Below are 22,796 nucleotides of genomic sequence, written 5' to 3'. Positions count from 1 at the left end.
TGTAGTCGTCCGGTCAGTGCCCGGCGTGGTGGTCGTGGTGACCCGGCGAGGTCGCGCAGTGGTCGGCCGCGCCGGGGATGTCGAGGGAGGGGTTGCGTCCGAAGAACCCATGCGGCTTGAGCACGAATCCGGCGGTATCGACGGGCATGATCGGCCAGTCCTCGATGCGTGGGAAGTGTGTCAGGCCGAAGGTGTGCCACAACACGATGTCGGTGCCGTCGATGGGGCGATCGGCCTCGACCCACTGCGGGATGCCGGCTCCGCCCGGATGCAGGTTGACGAAATCGCCCGCCGGGTACTGCTCGCTCGGCTCGTAGGCCGTGACCCACAGGTGCTTGGTCGTGAACGTGGCGCGCTTGTGGATGTCGGACTCGGCGTCGGCCAGCAGCAGCGGCTTCCCCTCGGGGTAGAGCACCCAGCCGACGGGCTCGCCGAGCCGGTTCTGCACCTCGGTGTTGCCCACGAACCACACGCGTCCGGTGAGGTTGTCGGCGATGCGCTGAGCCTCGGACTCGGTGCGCAGCCGTGTGATCTGCTGCGTGAAGCCGGTGCCGTGCGGGTTCTGTGGTCCGCGCGGCACGGCGACCGCCTCCACCTCGTCGACCCCGTTGGAGAGCCCGTCGACCGCGACGTCGAGTCGCGCGCTGAAAAGGTGCTGGTGGTTCGGGGCGCCGAGCCCGGGCGCCACCTGGGTCGCGAACGGGTAGCCCTTGCCCGGGTAGGCGGAGGTGAACACGATGCCCGTGGCCTTGACCTCGAACTCGATCGTTCCGTCGAGGCCGAAGTACCAGTAGAAGCCGTAGTCGTAGTTGCCGACCGTCATGAAGAAGCTCACGACCAGGCGACGGTTGCGTCGCGTCTCGGACGAGCCGTTCCAGTTGTCGGAGTGCTTCCAGAGCACACCCGCATCCTCCTCGTGGATGCAGATGGCCTGGCGCACCACGCGGGCATCACCGTCATTGCCGGCCACCACGGCGTCGAGGTAGGTGATGTCGCCGACGCAGTCGCAGCCCAGTTCCAGCGAGTTCGCGAAGCCGCCGAAGAGGTACTCGCCGCCGTCGAAGAAGTTCTGGAACCAGCGCTGCGGGCTCGGGTCGCCGTAGGGGACGACCATCTCGGCGATCGACGCGCGGTACAGCACGGAGCGCTGCACGTCGCCGTCCGCGATCGAGACGTCGTGCAACACGAGGCCTTCGCGCTGGTCGAAGCCGACCTGCAGGCGCCAGCCGGCCCAGTCGAGCACGCCGTCCTCGTCGATCGTGAAGCTGGGGCCTTCGGGCTGGGTGATCTCGATGGGCTTGAGACCCTGGCGGTCGGGTCCGCGCCACGAGGACAGGTGGTAGTTGCCGTCCTCCTGCGGGACCGGGAGGTCGATGTGGTCGATCACGTCGAGCACCTCGCCCGTGACGACGTCGACCATCACGGTCACGCCGTCGACCGGGTGGGCCCAACCCAGGTCCTCGGGGGTGCGCTGCACGAACGTGAAGCAGCGCTGGATGCGGCGACCGCTCTCGTCGTCGGCGAGCACGCCGGCGGACAGCGGGTTCACGCGCAGCTGCGAGAGGTCGGTCAGCCCGCGCTTCGCCATCGCGGCGATCCAGCGCTCGTCTTGGTGCACAACCTCCTCGACGTAGCCGAACTCGCGGAGCACCACGGGCACGGCGCCGTCGACGGCGGGGTCGAGCTCCCGGGAGGAGACGACGGCGCCGACGGCCGGATCGACCACGACGTCGTGCGAGAGCCCGGTGGTCATGTCGATGAGGAAGCTGCGCACCAGACGGGGGAGGTTCTCGCCCGCGAACAGGCGTCGCTTGTCCGGGGCGGTCAGCCCCACGTAGGAATAGTGCGTCGCCGGGGTCGCGATGCCGGCGGCCTCGAGGACCGCGCGGTTCGCGATGATCTCGGCCGCGGTCAGCGTTGCGAGCAGCGCGTTCGCGCCGGCCGGCAGTGTGTTCGTCATTCTCAGGTCTCTCCTTGTCTGTGCGAAGGCCGCGGGAAGGAGGGCGCGTCCTCGTGCCCTCTGTCGGTGCTCACCGTTCGAGGCGCACCGGCTCCCACGTGCCCGAGCGCATGGCGCGGTAGCAGGCGTCGAGGATGCAGTTGACGACCCAGCCGTCCTCGAACGTCTCCATCGGCGTGGTGCCCGCCGCGTAGTGGTCGATGAAGTGGCGCATCTGCTGCGAGAAGCCGTAGGCGCGCGTCTCCTCCGGCACCGGGTGCACCCAGCCGGTCTCGGCGTCCGCCTTCTCGACGAGGTAGCCGGTCGGGTTGCCGAGGAAGCCCCACACCGGGGTCACGGAGGTGTCGGTGACGAGGCGGCCGTCGGCGCCGCTGAACTCGTGTCGCAGCTGCATCCCGCCCTTCTCGGCCCACGAGGACTCGATGATGGCGAGCTGGCCACCCGCGAACTTGAGGAGGGCGACCGCGGTGTCCTCGCCGGTGGTCTTGTCGGAGTGGACCAGCGTCGATCCCCAGGCGAAGGCCTCGGTGACGGGGTTGTCCTTGCCGAAGAAGTGCCGGGCCGACTCGACGGTGTGGCAGCCCATGTCGAGCAGGGCGCCGCCGCCCGCGGTCTCCGCATCCCAGAAGTGCGGGGCATGCGGGCCGGAGTGCGCCTCGCGGGCGCGCATCGTGAGCAGGGTGCCGATGCCGCCGGCCTGCGCCATCTCGTGCGCCTTCGCCACGTTGGGCGAGAACACGGAGCTCTCGGCGTAGCCGTGCCAGACGCCGGCTTCCTCGACGATACGCAGGATCTCGGCGGCCTCGGCGCCGGTGCGGGCGAGCGGCTTGGTGCAGATGATGCCCTTGCCCGCGGCGGCGGCGATGCGCACGGCGTCGACGTGAGCCTCGTTGGGCAGGGCCACGACCACGACGTCGATGTCGGGGTCGGCGCACAGGTCGGCGATGTCGGTGTAGCTGCGCGGGCTGTTCCAGCGGGCGGCGAACTCCGCGGCGCGTTCGGCATCGCGGGAGAAGTTCGCCGCCAGCACACCATCGCGCACATCCAGCAGGGAATCGGCGTACGAGTCTGCGATGAACCCGGAGCCGAGGATGCCGACACGAATCACTGGAGCCTCCTTCAGAGGTTGTTATCCACAAGATACCACTTGTCTTATGAATGTCTATCAGATGGACCACAGTAAGAACAATGGCGGGGAATGGTAGATACCTCTTGCTACCGCATTGAGACCTATATATGCTGACCTGCACCGCGCACCGCCGCAATGGTGTGGCAGGTCCCCCGAGACCGCGCGTCCTCTCAGAGAGAAGGTCATGATGCGTTCCGCCAGAGCACCACTCGCCGCCCTCGCCGTCACCGCCCTCGCCCTCGGCCTCGCCGGATGCGCGTCCGGCGGTGGCGACGACCCCGATTCCGTCACCCTCACGCTCGGCACCTGGCGCACCGAGGACGCCACGATGTGGGAGAACGACATCATCCCCGCGTTCGAGGCCGACCACCCCGGCATCAAGGTCGAGTACGCACCGATCGACACCAACGATTACAACGCCGCGATCCAGTCGCAGATCGACGGCGGCACCGGTCCCGACGTGATCATGTGCCGTCCGTTCGACGTGAACCGGTCGTGGATCGACAAGGGATACTTCGAGCCGCTCGACGGACTCGACGCGATCGGGTCGTTCCCCGAGTCCGCGCTCTCCGCCTGGGAGGGCGACGACGGCACCCCGTACTGCGTGCCCGTCGCGTCCGTGCTCGCCGGGTTCTACTACAACACCGCGATCTTCGACGAGCTGGCCCTGGAGGTGCCGCAGACGCAGGACGAGTTCCTCGAGGTGCTCGACGCGATCAAGGCGGACGGGCAGTACGCCCCGCTCGCCCTCGGCAGCGCCGACGGCTGGCAGCTGGCCTACAACATGCTCTACCAGGTCGGACCCAACGCCTGGAAGGGCGAGGAGGGGCGGCTCGGACTCATCGACGGCTCGAAGAAGCTCACCGACCCCGACTTCGTGGAGGGCTTCCGGGTCTTCGACTCCTTCAAGGACTACTTGCCCAAGGGGTACGAGTCGATCTCCTACGAGGACATGACGCAGCTGTTCACGCTCGGCAAGGCCGCGATCCTGCCGGACGGATCGTGGCAGATCTCGCAGGTCACCTCGACCGGTCTCGACGTGGGCGTCTTCGGTGCCCCGCCCGCCGCCGAGGGTGACCAGCGCTACCAGCAGGAGATGGCCGACATGGCCTTCGGCCTGAACGCCGCGAGCAAGGAGAAGGAGGCGGCGACCGCGTTCCTGGAGTGGCTGGGCACGAGCGAGTTCCAGCAGCTGTACGTGAACAAGCTCCCCGGCTTCTTCTCCATGGGCACCGAGCCCGTGAAGTACGAGAACGCCCTCGCGCAGGAGTTCGCCGACCTCAAGGTCGACGCCGAGCTCACCTCGCGTCTGGCCCTGGATCGGCTCAGCGCGGGACAGCCGCCGCTCGACGACGAGATCTGGCGCGTCGCGCAGCTCATGTACAACAGCGGACTCTCGCCCGAGGAGGCGACCGCCGAGCTCCAGGCCGGACTCGACTCCTGGTACACGCCCGCACCGTGACCCTCCGCCGGAGGCGGGAGCGATGCTTCCGCCTCCGGCATCCGATCCGCACAGGAGCCCCGGCATGATCCGCACACCCGCTCGATATCGCCTGCTGGCGATGTTCGTGCTGCCCGCACTCGTGGTCTACGTGGCCTTCTCGGTGTACCCCCTGATCAGCTCGGTGGTGCTCAGCTTCTTCGAGTCCAGCGGGCAGCAGAGCGCCTTCGTCGGTATCGCGAACTACGTCGACCTGTTCACGAATCCGACCACGAGCGCCCGCTTCTGGAACGCGCTCGGCAACAACGTCGAGTTCTTCCTCATCCACCTGCTGGTGGAGCTGCCGATCGGCCTGCTCATGGCCGCCCTGCTGACCTCGGGACGACTGCGCCGATCCGTCGGGGCCTACCGCACGCTGCTGTTCATCCCGGCGACCCTGTCGGTCGTGATCGTGGGCTTCATCTGGCGCCTGATCATCAACCCGCTGTGGGGACTGGTCGAGTTCCCGCTGCTGGGCACCGAGGCGACCGCGCTGCCGACGATCTCGCTGATGTCGGTGTGGCAGTACATCGGGATCCCCATGATCTTCCTCTACACCGCGCTCCTCGCGATCCCGGACGACGTGATCGAGGCCTCCCGCATCGACGGCGCCGGTTCCTGGACGGCCTTCTGGCGGATCAAGTTCCCCCTCATCGCGCCGCAGTTCGGACTGATCGTGATCCTCACGTACATCTGGACGTTCAACGGGTTCGACATCGTCTACGCCCTGAACGGCTCGGCTCCCGGCCCGAACTACTCGACCGACATCCTCGGAACCTTCTTCTACCGATCGTTCTTCGGCTCCAGCGGCCAGGTCGCCGACCTCGACCTCGGCGCGACCGTCGCATCGGTGATCTTCCTCCTCATCCTCGCGACCACCGCCGCCTACTTCTGGCTCGTGCAGCGCCGACTGAAGACCTACGAGCTCTAGGAGCCCCCGATGGCCATCGACACCCGACCCGCAGCGGCCGCCCCGAGCAGCCGCCCCCGCCCCGAGCCCGCGGCGCCGAGGCGCCGTCGTCCCCGCCGCGCGGCCGACGTCTTCGCCGGAAGCGGCGTGCATCTGCTGCTGATCGTCATGGGGCTCTTCTCCGTCGTCCCGATCCTCATCGTGCTGATGAACTCGTTCAAGACGACGCAGGGTATCTTCGGCGCCCCGTTCGCGCTTCCGGACGCGGAGACGTTCAACCTGCAGGGCTACATCAACGTGTTCACCCGTGGGAACTTCCTGCTCAACTACCAGAACAGCCTCATCGTCACCCTCGCCACCATCGTGCTCACGATCGTGCTCGGCACGCTCGCCGCGTGGGCGCTCGTGGAGTACAAGGTGCCGGTCACGCCGGTGCTCGCCGGGTTCTTCGTGGTCGGCATCATGCTTCCGATCCGCCTCGGCACCGTGCCGCTGATCAAGATCATGACGTCGTGGGGACTGATGGACACCCTCACCGCGCTCATCCTCGTGTACACCGCGATGCAGCTGCCGCTCGCGATCGCCCTGATGACCACGTACTTCCGGGCCGTCCCGAACGAGCTCAAGGAGGCCGCGCGCATCGACGGGGCAGGGGAGTGGCGCACGCTCGGGATCACCCTGCCGATCGTGCGGGTCGGGATCGCGGCCGTCGCGTCGATCACGATGCTGCCGGTGTGGAACGACCTGTGGTTCCCGCTCATCCTCGCCCCGAGCAAGCAGAACCAGACCGTGACTCTGGGCGTGCAGCAGTTCGTCGGGCAGTTCCAGAACGACTACCCGGCCCTGCTCGCCTCGCTCACGCTCGGCGCCGTGCCGCTCGTCATCCTGTTCGCCGTCTTCTCCCGGCAGTACATCGCCGGGCTCACCAAGGGCTACGGCAAGTGACCGCGACCGACCCGACGACCACCACCACCACCGACACGAGACACAGGGAGTGCTCATGACCATTGCGACGATCGATCCGACCACGGGTGAGCTGGTGCAGGAGTTCACCGCCCACACCGCCGATGAGGTGGAGCGCATCCTGGCGGCGGCGGAGGCCGCGAACGCGACGATGGCGCAGACGACCTTCGCGCAGCGGGCGGAGTGGATGCGGCGGGCCGCCGATTTGCTCGACGCCGACCTGGAGCACGCGGCCGGCCTGGCGGTGCTCGAGATGGGAAAGACCATCGGCACCGCGAAGTACGAGGTGACGAAGTCGGCCAACGGCATGCGCTGGTACGCCGACCATGCCGCGGAGTATCTCGCGGCAGAGGAGCCGGTGGCGGCGGCCTCGGTCGGAGCATCGGCCGCGAGCGTCGTGTTCCAGCCGCTGGGCACGGTCCTGGCCGTCATGCCGTGGAACTACCCGTTCTGGCAGGTCATCCGCTTCGCCGCCCCGGCGCTCATGGCCGGCAACACGGGGCTGCTCAAGCACGCGTCGAGCGTGCCGCAGACGGCGCTGTACCTGGGAGAGCTGTTCCAGCGCGCGGGCTTCCCGGAGGGCGCGTTCCAGACCCTGCTGATCGAGGGCGCCGCGGCCTCGGCTCTGCTCGACGACCGTCGCATCCGCGCGGTCACGCTGACCGGCTCGGTAGGCGCGGGGGCCGCGGTCGCCGCCGCCGCCGGACGCAACATCAAGAAGAGCGTCCTGGAGCTCGGCGGCACCGACGCGTTCGTGGTGATGCCCTCCGCCGACATTGCGCGCTCGGCGCAGTTCGCGGCGGCATCGCGCACGCAGAACAGCGGGCAGTCGTGCATCTGCGCCAAGCGGTTCTTCGTGCACGCCGACGTCTACACCGAATGGGTCGAGGCATTCGTGGCCGAGATGGCGAAGATCACCGCCGGCGACCCGCGCGCCGAGGGCACCGGATTCGGGCCGATGGCGACGGCACAGGTGCGCGCGGACGCGCACGAGCTGGTGGAGGATGCGGTCGCGAAGGGGGTCACGGTCCGCCTCGGCGGCGAGCTCCCCGAAGGGCCGGGGTGGTTCTACCCGGCGACCGTGCTGACCGAGGTCACTCCCGAGATGCGCATCTTCAGTGAGGAGTGCTTCGGCCCGGTGGCCTGCGTGTATGAGGTGGGGTCGATCGACGAGGCGATCGCCGCGGCGAACGACTCCGACTTCGGGCTCGCGGCCGGCGTGTGGTCGGCCGATCCCGACGAGATCGCCCGCCTGCAGGCCGAGCTGGAGTTCGGGAGCGTGTTCGCGAACGGCAACTCGGCGTCCTTCTTCGGACTGCCGTTCGGCGGCGTGAAGGACTCCGGGTACGGGCGCGAGCTGGGCTCGTTCGGCATCCGCGAGTTCGTGAACGCGAAGACGGTGTGGACAGCCTGACTCGCCGGGCGGCAGTGTCCGCGGCAATCGGCCGAGAGGCCCGGTCCGGGCGTGTGGCCCACGTGGGCTCGGTGTCGGCGATGCTCGGGCTCATGGCTCCGATGCTGCTGGATGGGCACGCCTCGCTCGCCGGGATCGGCGCGACGTTCGTGTTCTTCGCGTGGGCCGCTGTCGCGGCGGTGCGGGGACGCGCCCGATCTGTCCCCGCATCGCGTGGCGCCGTCGGCGACCCGTTCGCGATGGGATTGCTGATGTCCGTGCCGTATCTGGCGCGGGGGCTTGCCGGCCATGGGCATGGCGGTGGAGGTGCGGCGGCCCCGACCGTCGGCTGGGCCCCGGCGCTGTTTGCGCTCGTGATCGTCGCCGGGTGGGCCGTGCTGCGCGCCGACAGCGCCAGGGGCAGCCGGAGTGAGCGCTTCGGATTCTGGGGGTGCCTGGTGATGATGAACGGGATGATCGTCGCGATGAGCGCGCACGGGTGACGGTGTTCGGCCGCTTCAGGGTTTCGTCTGCCGTCGACGGAGCGCCGCCGAAGTCACGGCGACCACGGTTCCGACGGCGACGCCGATCACGGTCTCGATCGCGCGGTCCTGCAGAAGCACGTCGACCGGTGTGGGGGCGGCGAGGTGCACCATGAGCAGGGCGAGCGGGGTGATGAACACCATCGCGATGCCGTAGTTGCGGCCGACGAAGAGCTCGGCGGCGGCCTGCAGCAGCACCACGAGTGCGATGACGGCGAGCGGCGGCAGATCGATCGCAAGGACTCCCGCTGCGACGAGGATGCCGAGCAACGTGCCGACGAGGCGCTGGATGCCGCGGATCACACGGGCGTTGAGCTGGGGACCGCTGACCGCGGCGACCGCACCGACCGCCGCCCAGTACCAGTGCGAATCCATGATCAGGAATCCCGCGAAGCCCGCACCCACGATCGCGACGGCGACGGTGGCGGCCATCTCCCACGCGATGGGTCCCACGGGCTGCCGAGAGCGGGGCGGCGCCTCCTGCGTGCCGCGCGTGAACAGGCCGATGATCGCGCTGACGGCGAGCCCGAACAGCACGCTCGCGCCGCCGACCAGGAGCACGGCGCCGAAAGAGGCTGCCGTCGCGGGGATGGTGGCGCACGCACCGACCGCGAACACCGGGAACAGCGGCCCGGGCGGGTGCCAGCGCATCGTGTACGCGAGCAGGGTGACGGCCGAGGCGATGACGGCGAGCACGAGGATGCTGACGGCGGCGGGAGCGGACACGACCGAGAGCGCGGTGCCGATGAGCATCGCGGCGAGCAGGACTCCGCCGGCGCTCGCCTGCATCCGGATGCGGTCGCGGAACACGTCGTGGCGACCGTACAGCGCGGCGAAGGCGCCGAAGCTGGCGTAGATGCTCAGGTCGAGGCGTCCCAGCATCCACAGCACGAGGAGGGGCGCGGCGACGCTGATCGCGGCCCGGAGAGCCACGCGGTGGTCACCGCGGTGCGGCCCGACGCGCAGGACACCCGTCCACACTCGTCCCTGGGAATCCGCCACCGATCCAGCCTACGTCCGATGGCGACCGGTCCGAGGCTGAGGGCTTACGCGTGCGACGTGCGCAGGAGCGTCAGGCTCCGTTCGAGGACGATGTTCAGCACGCGGGTCGCGCCGTCGGCATCCTCCTCCTCGATACCGAGCCACAGGGGTGCGGTGAGGGCGGCGATCTCCTGACCGATCTCGGCGACCAGGGCGCTGCCCGCGGGAGTGAGCGCAGTGTCGGTGAGGAGCCCGCGGTCGCGCAGAGCGGCGGTGAGCCGGCCGGCATCCGGATCGTGGAGCCGCTCGGCGACGAAGCCGTCGAGGTCGTGGGCGCCGTCGAACTGCGAGGCGAGTCTCAGCGTGACCCACTCGCGTTCGGTGAGGTCGCGGCCGACGAGGACGCTCTGGAGCAGGGCGTTCAGCGCCTTCTCCGTCTGGCCGATGAGTTGAGGACCGAAGGGGATCATGACTTCTCCATATCGTTGGTGCGGATTTCGTTGGTGTGTGAAGTGGGTGGGTTCGCTCACGCGTGGCCGAGCAGCTCGAACAGGCTCGAGAACCCTTCGTCGCCGTGGCCGTCCGCGATCCGGCGGTCCATCAGCCGCTTGACCTCGCGCATGCGCAGGGTGTCGACGCCGAGGGACTCGCGGTGGCTGATCAGGTCGTCCATCAGTGCGGCCTGCACGGTGAGCGAACCGAGGTCGGGCCCGTACTCCCCACTCGCGACGGCGGTGCCGAAGGCCTGCACCAGCGGCACGTAGCCGCCGACCGACCCGGCGACGCGGTCGGCGAACCCCTCGACGTCGGCGCCCTCCGCCTTCACGAGCGCGAACGTGTGCAGCAGGCCGAGGAGGAACTCGTAGCCGACCGCCACCTGGGCCAGGAACTCGACGGCAGCGAGCCCCGTATCCTCGCCGTAGTAGGTGAGGGTGCCGAGGTCTTCCCACACCTCGCGGTGAGCATCGAACCCGTCGCGATCGCCGCTGAACGACAACAAGAAGTTCGGTCTGCCGACATCCGACGGGTCTCCCAGGATCCCCCCGTCCACGTACTTCGCTCCGCGCGTGCGGGCCCATTCCGCGTTGCTTCGCGCCTGCGCGGGGGAGCCGCTGGTGACGTTCACGATGACTTTTCCCTCCACCGCCGCGTCGAGTGTTCCGACGACCGCATCCACCGCGCCGCTGTCGAGCAGGCAGACGATGACGAGCGGGCTCGCCGCCACGGCATCCGCTGCCGTATGGGCGACCTCGGCGCCGGCCACGGCCAGCGGGTCGGCCTTGCTCGCGGTGCGGTTCCAGACGGTCGTGGAGTGACCGCGGTCGAGAAGGGTCTTCGCGATCGCGGAGCCCATCTCGCCGAGGCCGATCACGGTGACCCGGGTTCTCGTTTCCATGGTGAGGTTTCCTTTCCGTCAGTCGGACGCCGTAGTGGCGGGCTGCTCGTCGTCGCGGGTGAGTCCGATGCCCCAGCTCGCGCCGCGCGCGATGAAGGCTCCGAGAACGGTGACGCCCGCGAACACGAGCATCAGGAGGCGGGCGGCATCCACGACGTCCGGCATCGCGAGGTTGACGAGGACCCCGGCCATCGCCGAGCTGAACGCGCTCGCGATGATGAAGACGGTGTTGACCGCCGCGGCCGCCTTGGCGCCCTCCTCTTCGCCCGACGTGCTGCCGAGCGCGGCGACGGTCAGGTGCGGGAATCCGAGGCCGATGCCGGCGCCGGCGAGGAACAGGGTGGCGAACCAGAGTGCGATCACGACGGCGGAGGGGCCCTCATGCTGGAGCAGACCGTACGCGGCGAGACCGATGGCGACGACGACCGGGCCGAGGGTGATGAGCACGCGGCGCGAGCGGATGCCGGTGGCATTCGCCGTGAACACCTGGGTGATCGACCAGCCGAGGGACAGGGCGGCGCCGAGCAGGCCGGCGATGAACGGCATCAGTCCGCCGATCTCCTGGCCGAAGAGCGGGATGAACGCCTCGGTGCCGATCGCGAACGCCAGGACGGCGACCGTGACGTAGACCCAGCCCAGCGAGGAGCCCGGGGCGAACGTGACCCGGGGGAGGATGCCGGTGCGCCCGCGGCGCTCGTGACGCAGGAACCATGCGCCCAGTACGACCCCGACCACGATGGCGACCCCGGTGCCGAGACCGCTGGGGACGACGCTCGCGATGCCCACCGCGGCGACGCCGCCGGAGAGGAGCACGAGGGATCCCCACGGCACCGATTCGCTCGAGCGGGCTCGGGCGGTCCTCGGCAGTGCGCGCACCACGACGATGCCGATCAGCGCGGAGACGACGGCGAGGCCGACGAACGTCACCCGCCAGGCGTCCAGCTGCGCGAACACGCCGCCCACGACCGGGCCGACGATGTTGCCGACGCCCCACATCGCCGAGACGAGTGCCGCACCGCGCGCCCAGAGCCGCTCGGGAAGGGCGCGCTGGATGAGCGCGTAGCCGAGGCCGGCGAGCAGTCCACCGCCGAGACCCTGCACGGCGCGGCCGGAGAGCAGCGCCCACATCCACGGGCTCGCCGCGCACAGCAGCGAGCCGAGCGCGAACAAGCCGAGCGCGAGCAGGTAGGCGCGCACGGCGCCCTGCTGCGTGAGGATCCTGCTCACCATCATCGAGCTGACGACGGATGCCAGGAGGAAGGTCATCATCGTCCACGCGTAGAACTCCGCGCCGCCGATGTCGCCGACGATCGTGGGGAGCAGGCTGGTGGTGAGATACACGTTGCTCGCCTCGAGCAGCACGCCTCCCGCGAGGACCGAGGCGATCGGGGCGTAGCGGCTGCCGAGGAGTTCGCGCCAGCTCCCCGCGGTGGCGGTGCGCTCGGGGGTGTGCGTCATGGGGTGCCCTTCGTGACGTCGGAGCAGGCGGTCATCCGCCCGGTGGCGCCGTTCCTCGGCGGCCGATCGTCACGCTAATACCTCGAGTAAACTCGAGGTCAAGAGGGGGTGCGGATGTCTTTGGAACCCGATGATCTGCTGCCGATCGGCGAGGTGGTCCGCCGCAGCGGCGTGCCGGCGACGGCGTTGCACTTCTACGAGCAGCTCGGCCTCATCGTGTCCACACGCACCGCGGGCAATCAGCGCCGTTACCGGCGGCACATGCTGCGGCGGATCTCACTGATCGTGGTCGCCAAGCGCCTCGGCATCCCCCTCACCGACGTGCACGAGGTGTTCGAGAGCCTGCCGACGGATGAGCCGCCCTCGCAGCACGACTGGCAGCGGGTGGCGAAGCTGTGGCGGGAGCAGCTCGACCTCCGCCGCACGCAGCTCGAGCACCTGCGGCGCGAGCTCACCGGATGCATCGGCTGCGGCTGCCTGTCGATGAAGGCGTGCCGTCTGCTGAACCCCGAGGATGCGCTCGGCACCGACGGACCGGGACCGCGCCGCATCTGAGGGCGGGGATCGCTGGGGTGAGTCTCGGCTGGAGTGCGCGAGTCTCAGGAGGTCGCTGCTGGCAGGGCTTCCGGTGCGGCGGGCGCGTCTGCTGTCTCGGTAGGCACAGCCCGCTGCCGACCGGCGTAGAGCGTGCCCCAGCGGGTCAACTCCGTGAGCAGTTGTCCGGAGCTCGCGCCGAGCTCGCTGAGTCGGTACTCGACCTTGGGCGGCACCTCGCGGTACACGGTGCGGGTGATGAGGCCGTCTTCCTCGAGCTCGCGCAGCTGACGGGTGAGCACGCGTGCGGTCGGGTTCTCGAGCAGGCGTCCGAGCTCGCCGAAGCGCAGCACCTCGTGCTCGCCGAGCAGGGTCAGGATGCTGGGCTTCCAGGCCCCGCCGAGCACCGCGATCGACACCTCGGCGTCGCAGGTCTCGGTCCAGTCGCGGATGATGCGCTCGGTCTTCTCCCGCACGACACGGCCTCCTTTAGTATCCGAAGTGTCAGTACGTATCAGAAATGACCGTACTTGTGGCTTCTGTCTGTACTTTACAGACTGAGACCGTGACCAACACCCCCACTCTCGTCAGCACTCGCTCCTCCCTTCGCCTCTGGTTCGCGATGGTCCCGCTCCTGCTCGGGGTGCTCATCGGCGCCCTCGCGATCAGCAGCGTCTCGACCGCCCTTCCCACGATCCGCGGCGAGCTGGACCTGACCGACACCGAGGGACTCTGGCTGGTCGATGTGTACGCGCTGTCGTTGGCCGCGACGCTGATCGTCGCCGCGCGGATCGGTGATGCGTTCGGGCGCAAGACCATCATCCTGATCGGCCTGGCCGGGTTCGCCGTCCTCAACGTGATCGGCGGGCTCGCCGGCAGCGGCCTGCTGCTCATCGTCGTGCGGGCGCTGCTCGGTGTCGCCGAGGCCTTCGTCATCGCGGGCGTGGTCGCGACGATCGGCGCCAAGTTCCAGGCGCGCGAACGCGTGCTCGCCTACGGCCTGTGGACGGCGACCTTCGGCACGGGCAGCGCGCTCGGGCCCGTGCTCGGCGGAGTGCTGGCCGAGGGTCCTGGATGGCGCTGGCTGCTGCTCGGCAGTGTTCCGCTCGCGGTGGTCGCCGCGGCGCTGGCTCTGTGGCTCGTGCCCGACTCGCGCAGCTCGCAGCGCCCGTCCTGGGACCTCCCCAGCATCCTGTCGTCGATCGTCGCGCTCGGTGCGCTCGTCTTCGCGCTGCATGAGGCCCTCGCGGCGCCGATGTCGGCGGTGGTCGCCGCGGTGATCGCGATCCTGAGCCTGGTGTTCTTCGTGCGCCGGCAGCGACGACTCCGTGATCCGCTCATCGACATGCGGCTGTTCCGGGTGCCGGGATTCAGTCCCGCGATCATCCGCATCATCGTGAGCAGCGGAGTGTCGTCGGCCTCGGTGCTGCTGGTGAGCCTGCATCTGCAGGACTCGCGCGGGCAGAGCGCGTCCGAGGCGGGCATCGCCCTGCTGCCGCAGGCGGTGGCGATCGCGATCGGCGGTGTCGTGGCGCCCGTGGCGCTGCGCTGGCTGTCGGCGAACGCCCTCACCGTCCTGGCGCTGATGCTGCAGGCCGTCGGGCTCGTCTGGCTCGCACTCGACCCCGCGATCGTGGCGATCCCGCTCGTGCTCGTCGGGCTCGGCTTCGGCGTCGGCGCGACCCTCGCCGCGACGGCGCTGTTCGAGGTGACGACCGAGGATCAGGCCGGCCAGGTCGGCGCGATCCAGGAGGTGGGGTTCGCGCTCGGCGGCGGGCTCGGCATCGCGGTGTTCGGCACCATCGCCGCCGTGCTGGTGACGGGCGGTTTCGTGGCGGCGGTGCTCGTGGCGGCCGTCGTGGTCACAGCTGCTGCGCTGGTGCCGCTGGCACGCCGCGGCGTGCGTTGATCTGCCGCTGACAGCGAGAAACGCCCCACCCGGTTGTCGGGTGGGGCGCTTCGTGATGGGTGACGGCAGGTCAGGCGTCGCGACCGCGGGTGAAGCCCGCGTCGAAGCCGCGCTCGAAGGCGTGCTGAGCGATGCGCTCGGCACGGTGCGGACCGTGTCCGCGGTGGCCGTGGTGTCCGTGGCCCCGGTCGTCGTGACCGTGGTCGCCGTGCCCGGGGTGTCCGTGCCCGCGGCCGTGACCGCGGTGCCCGGGTCCCGCTTCGCCGTGGCGGCAGCCGTGCTCGGCATCCGCGTCCGGACCGAAGCCGTGCTCCGCATCCGGACCGAAGCCGTGCTCGGGTCCGTGGCCGAAGCCGCGGCCGAACGGACGCCCGAAGCCGCGCGGGAATCCGCGTCCGTGGCGGGGTCCGCCGAAGCCGTGCCGACGGCCGCGGGGCAGAGGGGTCTCCTCGTCCCATCCGAAGGCGCGGGCGATCTTCTCGAGCGAGGCGAGCGTGGTGGCCATCTCCTCGTCGGAGACGGCGCTCGACACCTTCGCGCGGATGCCGTCGACGAGGGTGCCGAGGCGATCCTTCGCCGCACGGCCCTCGTCGGTGAGCGTCCAGCCGTCGCCCTCGGGGGCGACCCAGCCGCGCTCGACGAGTCGGTGCAGCTTGTGCTCGTTCAGCGGGCGGTCCGTCGTGACGGTGCCGTCGACGATGTTGAGCATCCGCCAGTCGCGGCGGCTGGCGTGCTCGCCGTCGAAGGCGGCGGCGAACTCGGCCGCCATCAGGCGGTCGGCGGCCTTCAGCCAGTAGCCGAAGGGGCGGGTGGCGTTCTCGGGGTTCTGCGATTCAGAGGTGTTCATGGGAAGTCCTTAGTTGTCAGTGTGCATGTGAATGTCACAGTGCATGTACATGTAGTGTGACATGGAGTCCCAATGCATGTCAAGTCGCATGTAAAATCGAACGGTGACCACCGAACCGCACGACCTCGCCGCGCAGGATCCCGCCGAAGCCATCGCGCAGGCGCTGTCCCGCCTGCGCGGGCGTCGCCCCGGCGACCGGGGCCCCGGCGGCCGCGGCCCGTCCGAGCGCGGTCGGGGTCACGGCGGCCCGCACGGCTGGCACGGCGGTCCGCATGACGACGACGCCCGCGACCACTTCGACCACCACCGCGGACACCCCGGCATGCCGCCCTGGATGGCCGACCCGTCGGGACGTCTCGGCGGACCCGCTCGCATGCGCCTGCTCGAGGCGCTGGCGGCGGCATCCGCTCCGCTCAGCGTCAGCGATCTCGGCATCGCGATCGGCGTCGATCAGCCGCGCGCCTCACGGCTCGTGCAACAGGCCGTCGATCACGGCTTCGTGCGCCGCGAGGCCGACCCCGACGATGCGCGACGCACCCGTATCGCCCTCACCGACGAGGGTCGCAGGCTCGCCCGCGGCATGCGCGGGGAGCGTCGCGAGATGCTCACGACCGCGCTCGCTTCCTTCACCGACGACGAGCGGGTCGAGCTCGCCCGGCTGCTGAACAAGCTCGCCGACAACTGGCAGCGCTGAACCGGCTGCGCCCTAGCCGCGCGCGAACTCGAGCGACGGCTCGTCGTCGACCGACAGCGACAGCACGACGGTCTCGACGGCTTCGTGCGCCTCGATCCGCCGTTCGACGTCGCGCAGCCGGCGGGCCACATCGTGCTCGCGGGCATCGCCGGCCAGATCGATCTCGGCCACGATGAACAGCCGGTTCGGGCCCACATACTCGATGTGCAGGTAGGTGACCCGTTCGATGTCGTCCAACCCCAGCAACGCGGTACCGACGCGGGCCCGCAGCTTCGGCGCCGCCGTGGCGCCGACCAGGAACGCGATGTTCCGCCGGATCAGGATGATCGCGACCACGCCGAGCAGCACTCCGACGAGGATCGAGCCGATCGCATCCCACGAGGCGACGCCGGTGATCTGATGCATCGCGATGGCGCCGGCCGCGATCGCCAAGCCGATGAGCGCGGCGGAGTCCTCGAAGAACACGGCCCGCAGCGTGGTGTCGCTCGTCTCCAGCACGAAGTCCCAGGTCGACGATCCGCGTTCCTTGGCCAGGCGCCGGGACTTCACCATCGCCTGTGTGAACGACGCGCCCTCCAGCACGAACGAGACGCCGAGCACGATGTACGCCACCATCGGGCTCTCCACGGGGCCGGTGTCGGACAGCTCCTGGATGCCGTGCATGATCGACACGATGGATCCGGCCGTGAAGATCCCGAAGGCCGCGATGAGCGACCACACGAAGGCGTTGCGTCCGTAGCCGAGGGGGTGCCGCGCATCCTTGGCCTTCGCGCCGCGGCGGTCGGCGATGAGGAGGAACACCTCGTTGCCGGCATCCGCCCACGAGTGCGCCGCCTCGGCGACCATCGATGCCGATGAGGTGATGATCGCCGCGATCGTCTTCGCCACCGCGACGAGGATGTTGGCGAGGAAGGCGAGGATCACGGTCACGCGGTCAGGCTACTCCCGCCGCGGGTGTGCACGACTCAGCGCGGCGCCTTCACCGGGAGCAGCAGGAGGAAGCCGGCGATCAGGACGATCACGATGCCCAGGATGCCGTAGGCGGTCTGACTCGTCAGCACGATCAGGAGCGTCCAGGCGCCGGAGGCCATCCAGCTCGCGGCGCGACCGGTCGTGGCATAGAGACCGAAGATCTCGCCCTCGCGGCCGGCGGGGGTGACCCGGGCGAGGAACGAGCGTGCCGCCGCCTGCGCCGGTCCGACGAACGCGCACAGGACGAGGCCGCCGATCCAGAAGACCATCGACCCGGCGTCCCGCAGGAAGAAGACCGCGAGACCGGCGACGATCATCGAGCCGATCGAGGCGAGGATGATCCGCTTCGGCCCGAGGCGGTCGTCGAGCCGGCCGGCGGCGATCGTGGAGACGCCGGCGATCAGGTTCGCGACGATGCCGAAGATGATGATGTCCTGCGCCTCGAAGTGGAACACGGCCGTGCCGATGATCGCTCCGAAGGCGAACACGCCGCCCAGCCCGTCGCGGAAGACGGCGCTCGCCAGCAGGTACCAGAAGGTGGGCCGGGTCTCCTCGTTGCGGTACAGCCCGGCGACGTCCTTCACCAGCAGCGGGTAGGAGGCGAAGAAGCCCACCTTGCGCTCCGGTCGGCCGAGCGACGGCTCCGGCACGTTGAGGAAGATCGGGATGCTGAAGATGATCGCCCACACGGCGCATCCGACGGCGATCAGTCGATAGGCCAGGCCGTTGTCGGTCGACATGCCGAACCAGTCGAAGGTGTCGAGCACGACCACGATCACGAGGGCGATGATGCCGCCGAGGTAGCCGAAGCCCCACCCGAGGCCCGAGATGCGGCCGACGTTCTTCGGGGTAGCGATGCCGATGAGCATCGCGTTGGAGTTCACCGCGGCGATCTCCTGGAACACGGTCGCGGCCGAGATCAGGGCGACGCCCAGCCAGAACAGGCTCGGCGTCGGTTCGACGAACCACAGGCCCAGCATGCACAGGATCAGGGCCCCGGTGCCGATCCCGAGCCAGAGCTTCTGACGCCCGGCGGCATCCGCCCGCTGGCCGAGCACCGGAGCGAGCAGCAGGATGCCGAACGCGGCGATGGTCGAGCCCAGCCCCAGCCCGGAGGCGAGGTCCGCCTCGGCGGCCAGTCGCACCCGGTCGTTCTTGTCGAGGGCTGCCACGTCCGCGGGGAGGAATCCCTCACCGACGAGGTACAGCGCCGTGAACACGAACGTGAGGATGACGGTGTTGAAGGGCTGCGTCGCCCAGTCCCACAGCGCCCAGGAGTACACCTGCTTCTTGGGGGCCGGCGTCTCGCCGCGCAGGTCGAGTCCGACGACGGCCACGGCGCCGCTGTTGGCGGTCGCCACGGGCTCGGGGACGCCCTGGCGAGATTCGGGTTCGCTCATGGGGGAAGTCTGGCGGCCCCCGGTGAACGCCCGGTGACGGCGCGCCGTACGCCGGATCGTGCGTGATCCTCGAACGGGTCAGAGCGCAGGGCCGCGCCGGATGCGGATCGGGCCGCGGGTCTCGTCGATGCGCACGCGCTCGCCCTTCTGCGTCACCACGATCTCGTCGCGGGCGGCGAGTTCCGCCGCGACGCGTCGGACGTCGTCCATGCGCGCGCGCCAGCCCTCGCCGCCGACCGCGCGCGCGACGTCGCTGGGGCAGATCGAGGAGTCCGACCGCTTGCGGGTGAGCGCTCGGATCGCCGCGGCGATGCGTTCGTCGAAGGCGTCGCCGGAGCGCGCCTCCCACCAGGGGGCGCCTCGTTCGCCGAGTGCGTTCTTGGCGTCCTGCACCCGGCGCCGGGCGTCGGGCTCCGACGCCTTCACCGCGCGCCGGGCCGCCATCAGCTCGTCGACCAGCTCCTGGCGCAGCGCATCGGGGATCGACGGATCGGATGCGCGCCACCGCCGTCCGTTCACGATGATGTGGTGGCCGTCGGGGGTGCGCTCCGGGCCGTCGTCCCGCTCGTGCGCCGCGTCCCGCTCGTGCTCCGCCATGCCGACAGTGTCTCCGGCCCGCAGCGACCGCTCCTGACCCTTGACGAGCGACGCTCACGCGTACGACGCGGCGAGCATCTCGGCGAACAGCTCCTCGGCGTCGCACTCGACGCGGTGCCGGGTGAACCAGTCGCAGATGTTCACGCAGTCGCGGTGCAGCAGATCGAGCCCCTGCGGGTTCGCGATGATGTCGACGATCTGCGGCAGGTCGATCACCCGCACTCGCCCCTCGTGCACGAGCAGGTTGTACGCCGACAGGTCGCCGTGGGCGAAGCCGGCCGCGGCGAAGATGCGCATCAGATCGACCACCTGGGCGTAGTACTCCTGCAGCTCCGCGCGGTCGCTGCGCACCTGGGCGAGTCGGGGCGCGGCCGTGCCGTCGGCGTCGCCGAGGAACTCCATCAGCAGCTCGGTGCCGTTGACCTGCACCGGGTAGGGCACGGGTGCGCCGAGCTCCCACATCCGGCACAGCGCCTCGAACTCGGCGAACGACCACTGCGCCGCGGCGACCTCGCGGCCGTGATCCGACTTCTTGGCGAGGGCGCGGGTGTCGCGGGTGTTACGGGTGCTGCGGCCCTCGGTGTAGACGGACGAGCGGTGGAAGCTGCGGTGCTCGGCGCTGCGGTAGCGCTTCGCCGCGAGCAGCGTGCGCTGGGTCGGGTCGTCCGGCACGGCGCGTTCGAGCAGGAACACGTCGGCCTCCTTGCCGGTCTTGAGGATGCCGCGCTCGGTGTCGAGCGCGCCGGCCGAGGTGACCACCCACGCGGGCCACGGCTGGGGGCCGCGCTCGGACGGGTGATCGCCGGCCAGGTGGACCAGCGCTGCCCCTCGCCGGGGTCGACGTCGGCGAAGGAGAGTTCGGTTTCGAGGGAGGAGAAGCGTGCGGGGTCGAGCGCCGCGGAGAGAGGGGCGGATGTGTCGAACCGTGCGGGTTCTGACTGAGAAGAAGCGGCTTCCGAGGAAGCGAAGAGATCAGACAAGGTGTGGCTCCGGGAGCAGGAGGCCACGCCAGGGTCAGGAGCGGGTGGCCTCGAAGGGAAGGTGGTCGGCGGTGAGCGCGACAAAGACCGTGTTCATGTCTTCGGCTCCTTCCGCTCGGGCTTCCCGGGCTCTTCCCGGTGCGTCGTCGAGCATAGGGCGTGGGTGGCGGGCGTGTCGAGGGGTGCGGGTCAGCTCCCGGTGGGCGGCGTGACCCGCACCAGCACGCCGTCGCCCTCGCCGCCGGTCGCGACCACCCAGGACCCGTCCGTCCATGCGGCGGCGTTCGCGCCGCACAGGAACGGCAGCGGATGCTGTCCGCCGGCGTCGCCGAGGCGGAGGGCGTCGGTGCGCCGGAGGGCTTCGCCGCTCGGGGTCGCCGCGCAGTGCATGCGGGGCTCGATCGCCTCTCGCGCTTCGGACGAGCCGCCGACGATCACGCCCTGCGCGTCGCTCTGCTCCGGCTCTCCACCCCACCACAGCGCCGTGCCGTCGGGAGCGACGGCGACGAGCGGGTGGTCCGCGACCTGCGGTTCGCGGCTCAGTTCCGTGCCGTCGGCTGTGAGCACGATCCGTGCGGTCGGGGTCGCGAGATACATGCGCCCGGCGTCATCGATATCGATGCCGATCGGCGGGACACCGGGTCGAGCGCCGGGCGCATCGTCGAGCTCGACCGGCCCGCTGTGCAGCAGGGTCCTGGCACCACTGTCGAGGTCGATGCGCAGCACCTCGAAGTCGAGGTAGTCGTCGGGAGGGCGCGGCTGGTAGCGCACGACGATCGCGTCGCCATCGTGCACCGCGACGTCACCGAACTCGAAGTCCCCGTAGTCGAGGTCGCCCTCGTCGCCCACGGCGTCGCCCGGCAGGTCTCGCAGCGTCATGGTCGTGGTGTCGAACACCGAGAGCATCGGCATCACGTGGACCCGGTCGCCCTGCACCACGACGAGCTCGGTCGGCGACAGTGGTGCCATCGCCCCGATCTTCGAGAGCGGGCCGCTGGGCTCGGTGTCGAACCTGGCGAGCGTCTCGCCATCGGCCCCGACGTGCAACCACGACCCGGAAGACGCGGTCCAGAACCCGCCCGCCCCGTCAGACGACAGCAGGTGCATCCCGTACGTCAGGTCGGTCGGCGGACCGGCCGGAGTCGCCTCCGGTCCGGACCCGACGAAAGAGTTCTGGAATGAGATCGGCTCCAGGGTCCAGTCGTCCGGACCGGGCGCGGGCGGCGTGCACCCGGAGACGAACATGATCGCTGCGACGACTGCGGCACCGCGCAGCATCCGCCGCCGTGACCCTCCCCGATCCTGCATCCCCACACTCTTCAGGAGCCGGCTGGGAGATCGGTGTGCCGATGTCGTCGGACGATCGGTCGGTTGCGGCGGACGCCTGATCGGGCGACGGCATCCGGATGCTGCGAGCGTGGAACCATGACCATCACAGCGCCCGTCCCCACCGTGCCGGCCTCGGCCGTCACCCGCATCCGCTACGGCGGACTGATCGTGCTGATGCTGATGGGATTCCTGCTGGTCACGGCGGAGTTCCTCCCCAACGGCGTGCTGACGGAGATGGCCGACGGCCTCGGCGTCACTCCCGGTCAGGCCGGGCAGACCGTCACTGTCACGGCCCTCGTCGGCCTCGTCGTCGCGCCGACGATCGGGCTCATCTTCCCGCGCCTCGACCGGCGGTCGCTGCTGGTGTGGATGGCGCTCGCCGCGGCGGTGTCGAACCTCATCGTGGCGATCTCGCCGAATCTGATCATCGTGCTGCTGGCGCGCTTCCTGCTGGGCGCCGCGATCAGCGCGTTCTGGGCGATGTCGATCACGGTCGCCGCCCGCCTCGCGGGGCCTGCGAACCTCGGTCGCGGCGTCATGTTCACCTCCGCCGGTGTCTCGCTGGCGACCGTGGCCGGCGTGCCGCTGGGCGTGATGCTGAGTGAGCTCGTCGACTGGCGGATGGTCTTCGCCATCGCGGGCGGGCTGATGGTGGTGCTCGCGGTCGTCCTGCGATTCACACTGCCCTCGGTTCCGGCCGAGCGCGCGTCGAGCCTGCGCCTGCTCGTCGACACGCTGCGCCGGCCGGGCATCGGACTCGGCATGGTCGGGCACGTGCTCGTGGTTCTCGGGCACTTCCTCGCCTACACGTACGTGCGTCTCGCGCTAGAGCGCATCCCCGAGGTCGACGCCTCGACGATCGTGGTGCTGCTCGCGCTCTTCGGCGTCGGCGGCCTCCTCGGCAACATCACGATCGGGCTCGTCATCGACCGCACGTTCGCGTTCTTCGCGGTGTTCGCCCCGCTGGTGATCGCCGTGTCCGTGATCTCGATGATCCTGTTCTCCGGGTCGATCCTGGGTGTGGGCATCGTGGTGGTGGTGTGGGGCTTCTTCTTCTCGTCCTGGCTGATCGTCGCGAACACCTGGGTCGGACACCGGATGCCGGATCGGCTGGAGGCCGGCGGAAGCCTCGTGGTCGTGGGCTTCCAGGGAGCGATCACCATCGCGGCCGGCGTCGGCGGGCTGCTCGTCGACACCCTGAACGTCGAGCTGGTCTACGTGCTCGGTGCGGCCGCGCTGCTCGCCGGTGCCGTGCTCTTCGGGGTGTCCAACCGGGTCAGCAGCCGCGCCTGACGAGGGTGCCCGTGACGGGTGGGGACGGG

Annotated in this window: 22 protein-coding genes; 9 read left to right on the top strand and 13 right to left on the bottom strand. The window is 69.9% G+C overall.

The window, feature by feature from the left end:
* Positions 1-13: 13 nt before the first annotated feature.
* Together OC372_RS10245 and OC372_RS10240 are read right to left on the bottom strand one after the other, a co-directional pair.
* Positions 14-1,960, bottom strand: a complete 1,947-nt coding sequence (locus OC372_RS10245) for a primary-amine oxidase (protein ID WP_262001841.1) — start codon at positions 1,958-1,960, stop codon at positions 14-16.
* A 70-nt stretch (positions 1,961-2,030) separates the two neighbouring features.
* Entirely contained in the window at positions 2,031-3,068 is a 1,038-nt protein-coding gene (locus OC372_RS10240) for a Gfo/Idh/MocA family protein (protein ID WP_262001839.1), read from the bottom strand.
* A 208-nt stretch (positions 3,069-3,276) separates the two neighbouring features.
* Between OC372_RS10240 and OC372_RS10235 the strand changes: the two genes are divergently transcribed.
* The 5 genes from OC372_RS10235 to OC372_RS10215 all read left to right on the top strand — a co-directional run bounded on the left by OC372_RS10235 (position 3,277) and on the right by OC372_RS10215 (position 8,338).
* Positions 3,277-4,551 (top strand): ABC transporter substrate-binding protein, encoded by a 1,275-nt coding sequence (locus OC372_RS10235; protein WP_262001837.1) that lies wholly within the window; start codon positions 3,277-3,279, stop codon positions 4,549-4,551.
* A 64-nt stretch (positions 4,552-4,615) separates the two neighbouring features.
* Positions 4,616-5,500 (top strand): carbohydrate ABC transporter permease, encoded by an 885-nt coding sequence (locus tag OC372_RS10230; RefSeq protein ID WP_262001835.1) that lies wholly within the window; start codon positions 4,616-4,618, stop codon positions 5,498-5,500.
* Between the two features lie 9 nt (positions 5,501-5,509).
* Complete coding sequence (locus OC372_RS10225; protein ID WP_262001834.1) at positions 5,510-6,424, top strand: carbohydrate ABC transporter permease; 915 nt, start codon at positions 5,510-5,512, stop codon at positions 6,422-6,424.
* 55 nt (positions 6,425-6,479) lie between these two features.
* Positions 6,480-7,856, top strand: a complete 1,377-nt coding sequence (locus tag OC372_RS10220) for an aldehyde dehydrogenase family protein (RefSeq protein ID WP_262001832.1) — start codon at positions 6,480-6,482, stop codon at positions 7,854-7,856.
* A 92-nt stretch (positions 7,857-7,948) separates the two neighbouring features.
* Positions 7,949-8,338, top strand: a complete 390-nt coding sequence (locus OC372_RS10215) for a hypothetical protein (protein ID WP_262001830.1) — start codon at positions 7,949-7,951, stop codon at positions 8,336-8,338.
* Positions 8,339-8,353: 15 nt separating this feature from the next.
* Here OC372_RS10215 and OC372_RS10210 read toward each other — a convergent pair whose 3' ends face one another.
* From OC372_RS10210 to OC372_RS10195, 4 genes are read right to left on the bottom strand one after another with little or no spacing between them, the layout of a single operon-like run.
* Positions 8,354-9,379, bottom strand: coding sequence for an FUSC family protein (locus OC372_RS10210; protein ID WP_262001828.1), 1,026 nt, complete (start codon positions 9,377-9,379; stop codon positions 8,354-8,356).
* A gap of 44 nt (positions 9,380-9,423) precedes the next feature.
* A complete protein-coding gene (locus OC372_RS10205) occupies positions 9,424-9,828 on the bottom strand; it encodes a hypothetical protein (protein ID WP_262001826.1) in 405 nt (134 codons plus the stop codon).
* A 56-nt stretch (positions 9,829-9,884) separates the two neighbouring features.
* A complete protein-coding gene (locus OC372_RS10200; protein WP_262001824.1) occupies positions 9,885-10,754 on the bottom strand; it encodes an NAD(P)-dependent oxidoreductase in 870 nt (289 codons plus the stop codon).
* Between the two features lie 18 nt (positions 10,755-10,772).
* Positions 10,773-12,212 (bottom strand): MFS transporter, encoded by a 1,440-nt coding sequence (locus OC372_RS10195; protein ID WP_262001822.1) that lies wholly within the window; start codon positions 12,210-12,212, stop codon positions 10,773-10,775.
* A gap of 114 nt (positions 12,213-12,326) precedes the next feature.
* Here OC372_RS10195 and soxR point away from each other — a divergent pair, with 114 nt between their 5' ends.
* A complete protein-coding gene (gene soxR, locus OC372_RS10190; RefSeq protein WP_091031975.1) occupies positions 12,327-12,767 on the top strand; it encodes a redox-sensitive transcriptional activator SoxR in 441 nt (146 codons plus the stop codon).
* A 44-nt stretch (positions 12,768-12,811) separates the two neighbouring features.
* Here soxR and OC372_RS10185 read toward each other — a convergent pair whose 3' ends face one another.
* The gene (locus OC372_RS10185) at positions 12,812-13,222 is read right to left on the bottom strand and encodes a winged helix-turn-helix transcriptional regulator (protein WP_262001819.1); all 411 of its coding nucleotides are present in this window, start codon (positions 13,220-13,222) and stop codon (positions 12,812-12,814) included.
* 89 nt (positions 13,223-13,311) lie between these two features.
* Between OC372_RS10185 and OC372_RS10180 the strand changes: the two genes are divergently transcribed.
* Positions 13,312-14,655: an MFS transporter gene (locus tag OC372_RS10180; RefSeq protein WP_262001817.1), complete on the top strand. Its 1,344-nt coding sequence runs from the start codon at positions 13,312-13,314 to the stop codon at positions 14,653-14,655.
* A gap of 70 nt (positions 14,656-14,725) precedes the next feature.
* On the opposite strand, the gene OC372_RS10175 is transcribed toward OC372_RS10180, so the two are convergent.
* Positions 14,726-15,502 carry a hypothetical protein gene (locus OC372_RS10175; protein WP_262001815.1) on the bottom strand — a complete coding sequence of 259 codons (777 nt, stop codon included), beginning with the start codon at positions 15,500-15,502 and terminating at the stop codon, positions 14,726-14,728.
* Between the two features lie 103 nt (positions 15,503-15,605).
* On the opposite strand from OC372_RS10175, the gene OC372_RS10170 reads away from it, so the two are divergent.
* Positions 15,606-16,196, top strand: coding sequence for a MarR family winged helix-turn-helix transcriptional regulator (locus OC372_RS10170; RefSeq protein ID WP_262001813.1), 591 nt, complete (start codon positions 15,606-15,608; stop codon positions 16,194-16,196).
* 12 nt (positions 16,197-16,208) lie between these two features.
* On the opposite strand, the gene OC372_RS10165 is transcribed toward OC372_RS10170, so the two are convergent.
* The 5 genes from OC372_RS10165 to OC372_RS10145 form a co-directional block, all read right to left on the bottom strand.
* Positions 16,209-17,126 (bottom strand): cation diffusion facilitator family transporter, encoded by a 918-nt coding sequence (locus OC372_RS10165; RefSeq protein ID WP_262001811.1) that lies wholly within the window; start codon positions 17,124-17,126, stop codon positions 16,209-16,211.
* Positions 17,127-17,161: 35 nt separating this feature from the next.
* Positions 17,162-18,568: an MFS transporter gene (locus OC372_RS10160; protein WP_262001809.1), complete on the bottom strand. Its 1,407-nt coding sequence runs from the start codon at positions 18,566-18,568 to the stop codon at positions 17,162-17,164.
* 78 nt (positions 18,569-18,646) lie between these two features.
* Complete coding sequence (locus OC372_RS10155) at positions 18,647-19,165, bottom strand: DUF3253 domain-containing protein (RefSeq protein WP_262001807.1); 519 nt, start codon at positions 19,163-19,165, stop codon at positions 18,647-18,649.
* A gap of 54 nt (positions 19,166-19,219) precedes the next feature.
* Positions 19,220-19,924 carry a serine protein kinase RIO gene (locus OC372_RS10150; protein ID WP_262001805.1) on the bottom strand — a complete coding sequence of 235 codons (705 nt, stop codon included), beginning with the start codon at positions 19,922-19,924 and terminating at the stop codon, positions 19,220-19,222.
* A 410-nt stretch (positions 19,925-20,334) separates the two neighbouring features.
* Positions 20,335-21,453 (bottom strand): hypothetical protein, encoded by a 1,119-nt coding sequence (locus tag OC372_RS10145; protein WP_262001803.1) that lies wholly within the window; start codon positions 21,451-21,453, stop codon positions 20,335-20,337.
* A gap of 117 nt (positions 21,454-21,570) precedes the next feature.
* Between OC372_RS10145 and OC372_RS10140 the strand changes: the two genes are divergently transcribed.
* Positions 21,571-22,767: an MFS transporter gene (locus OC372_RS10140; RefSeq protein WP_262001801.1), complete on the top strand. Its 1,197-nt coding sequence runs from the start codon at positions 21,571-21,573 to the stop codon at positions 22,765-22,767.
* The last annotated feature ends 29 nt before the right edge of the window (positions 22,768-22,796 follow it).

The organism is Microbacterium sp. Mcb102, assembly GCF_024519805.1.
In the GTDB taxonomy this organism is placed as follows: domain Bacteria; phylum Actinomycetota; class Actinomycetes; order Actinomycetales; family Microbacteriaceae; genus Microbacterium.
Note: the sequence above shows the minus strand (reverse complement) of the source record. Positions and strands in the feature narration are given on the sequence as shown.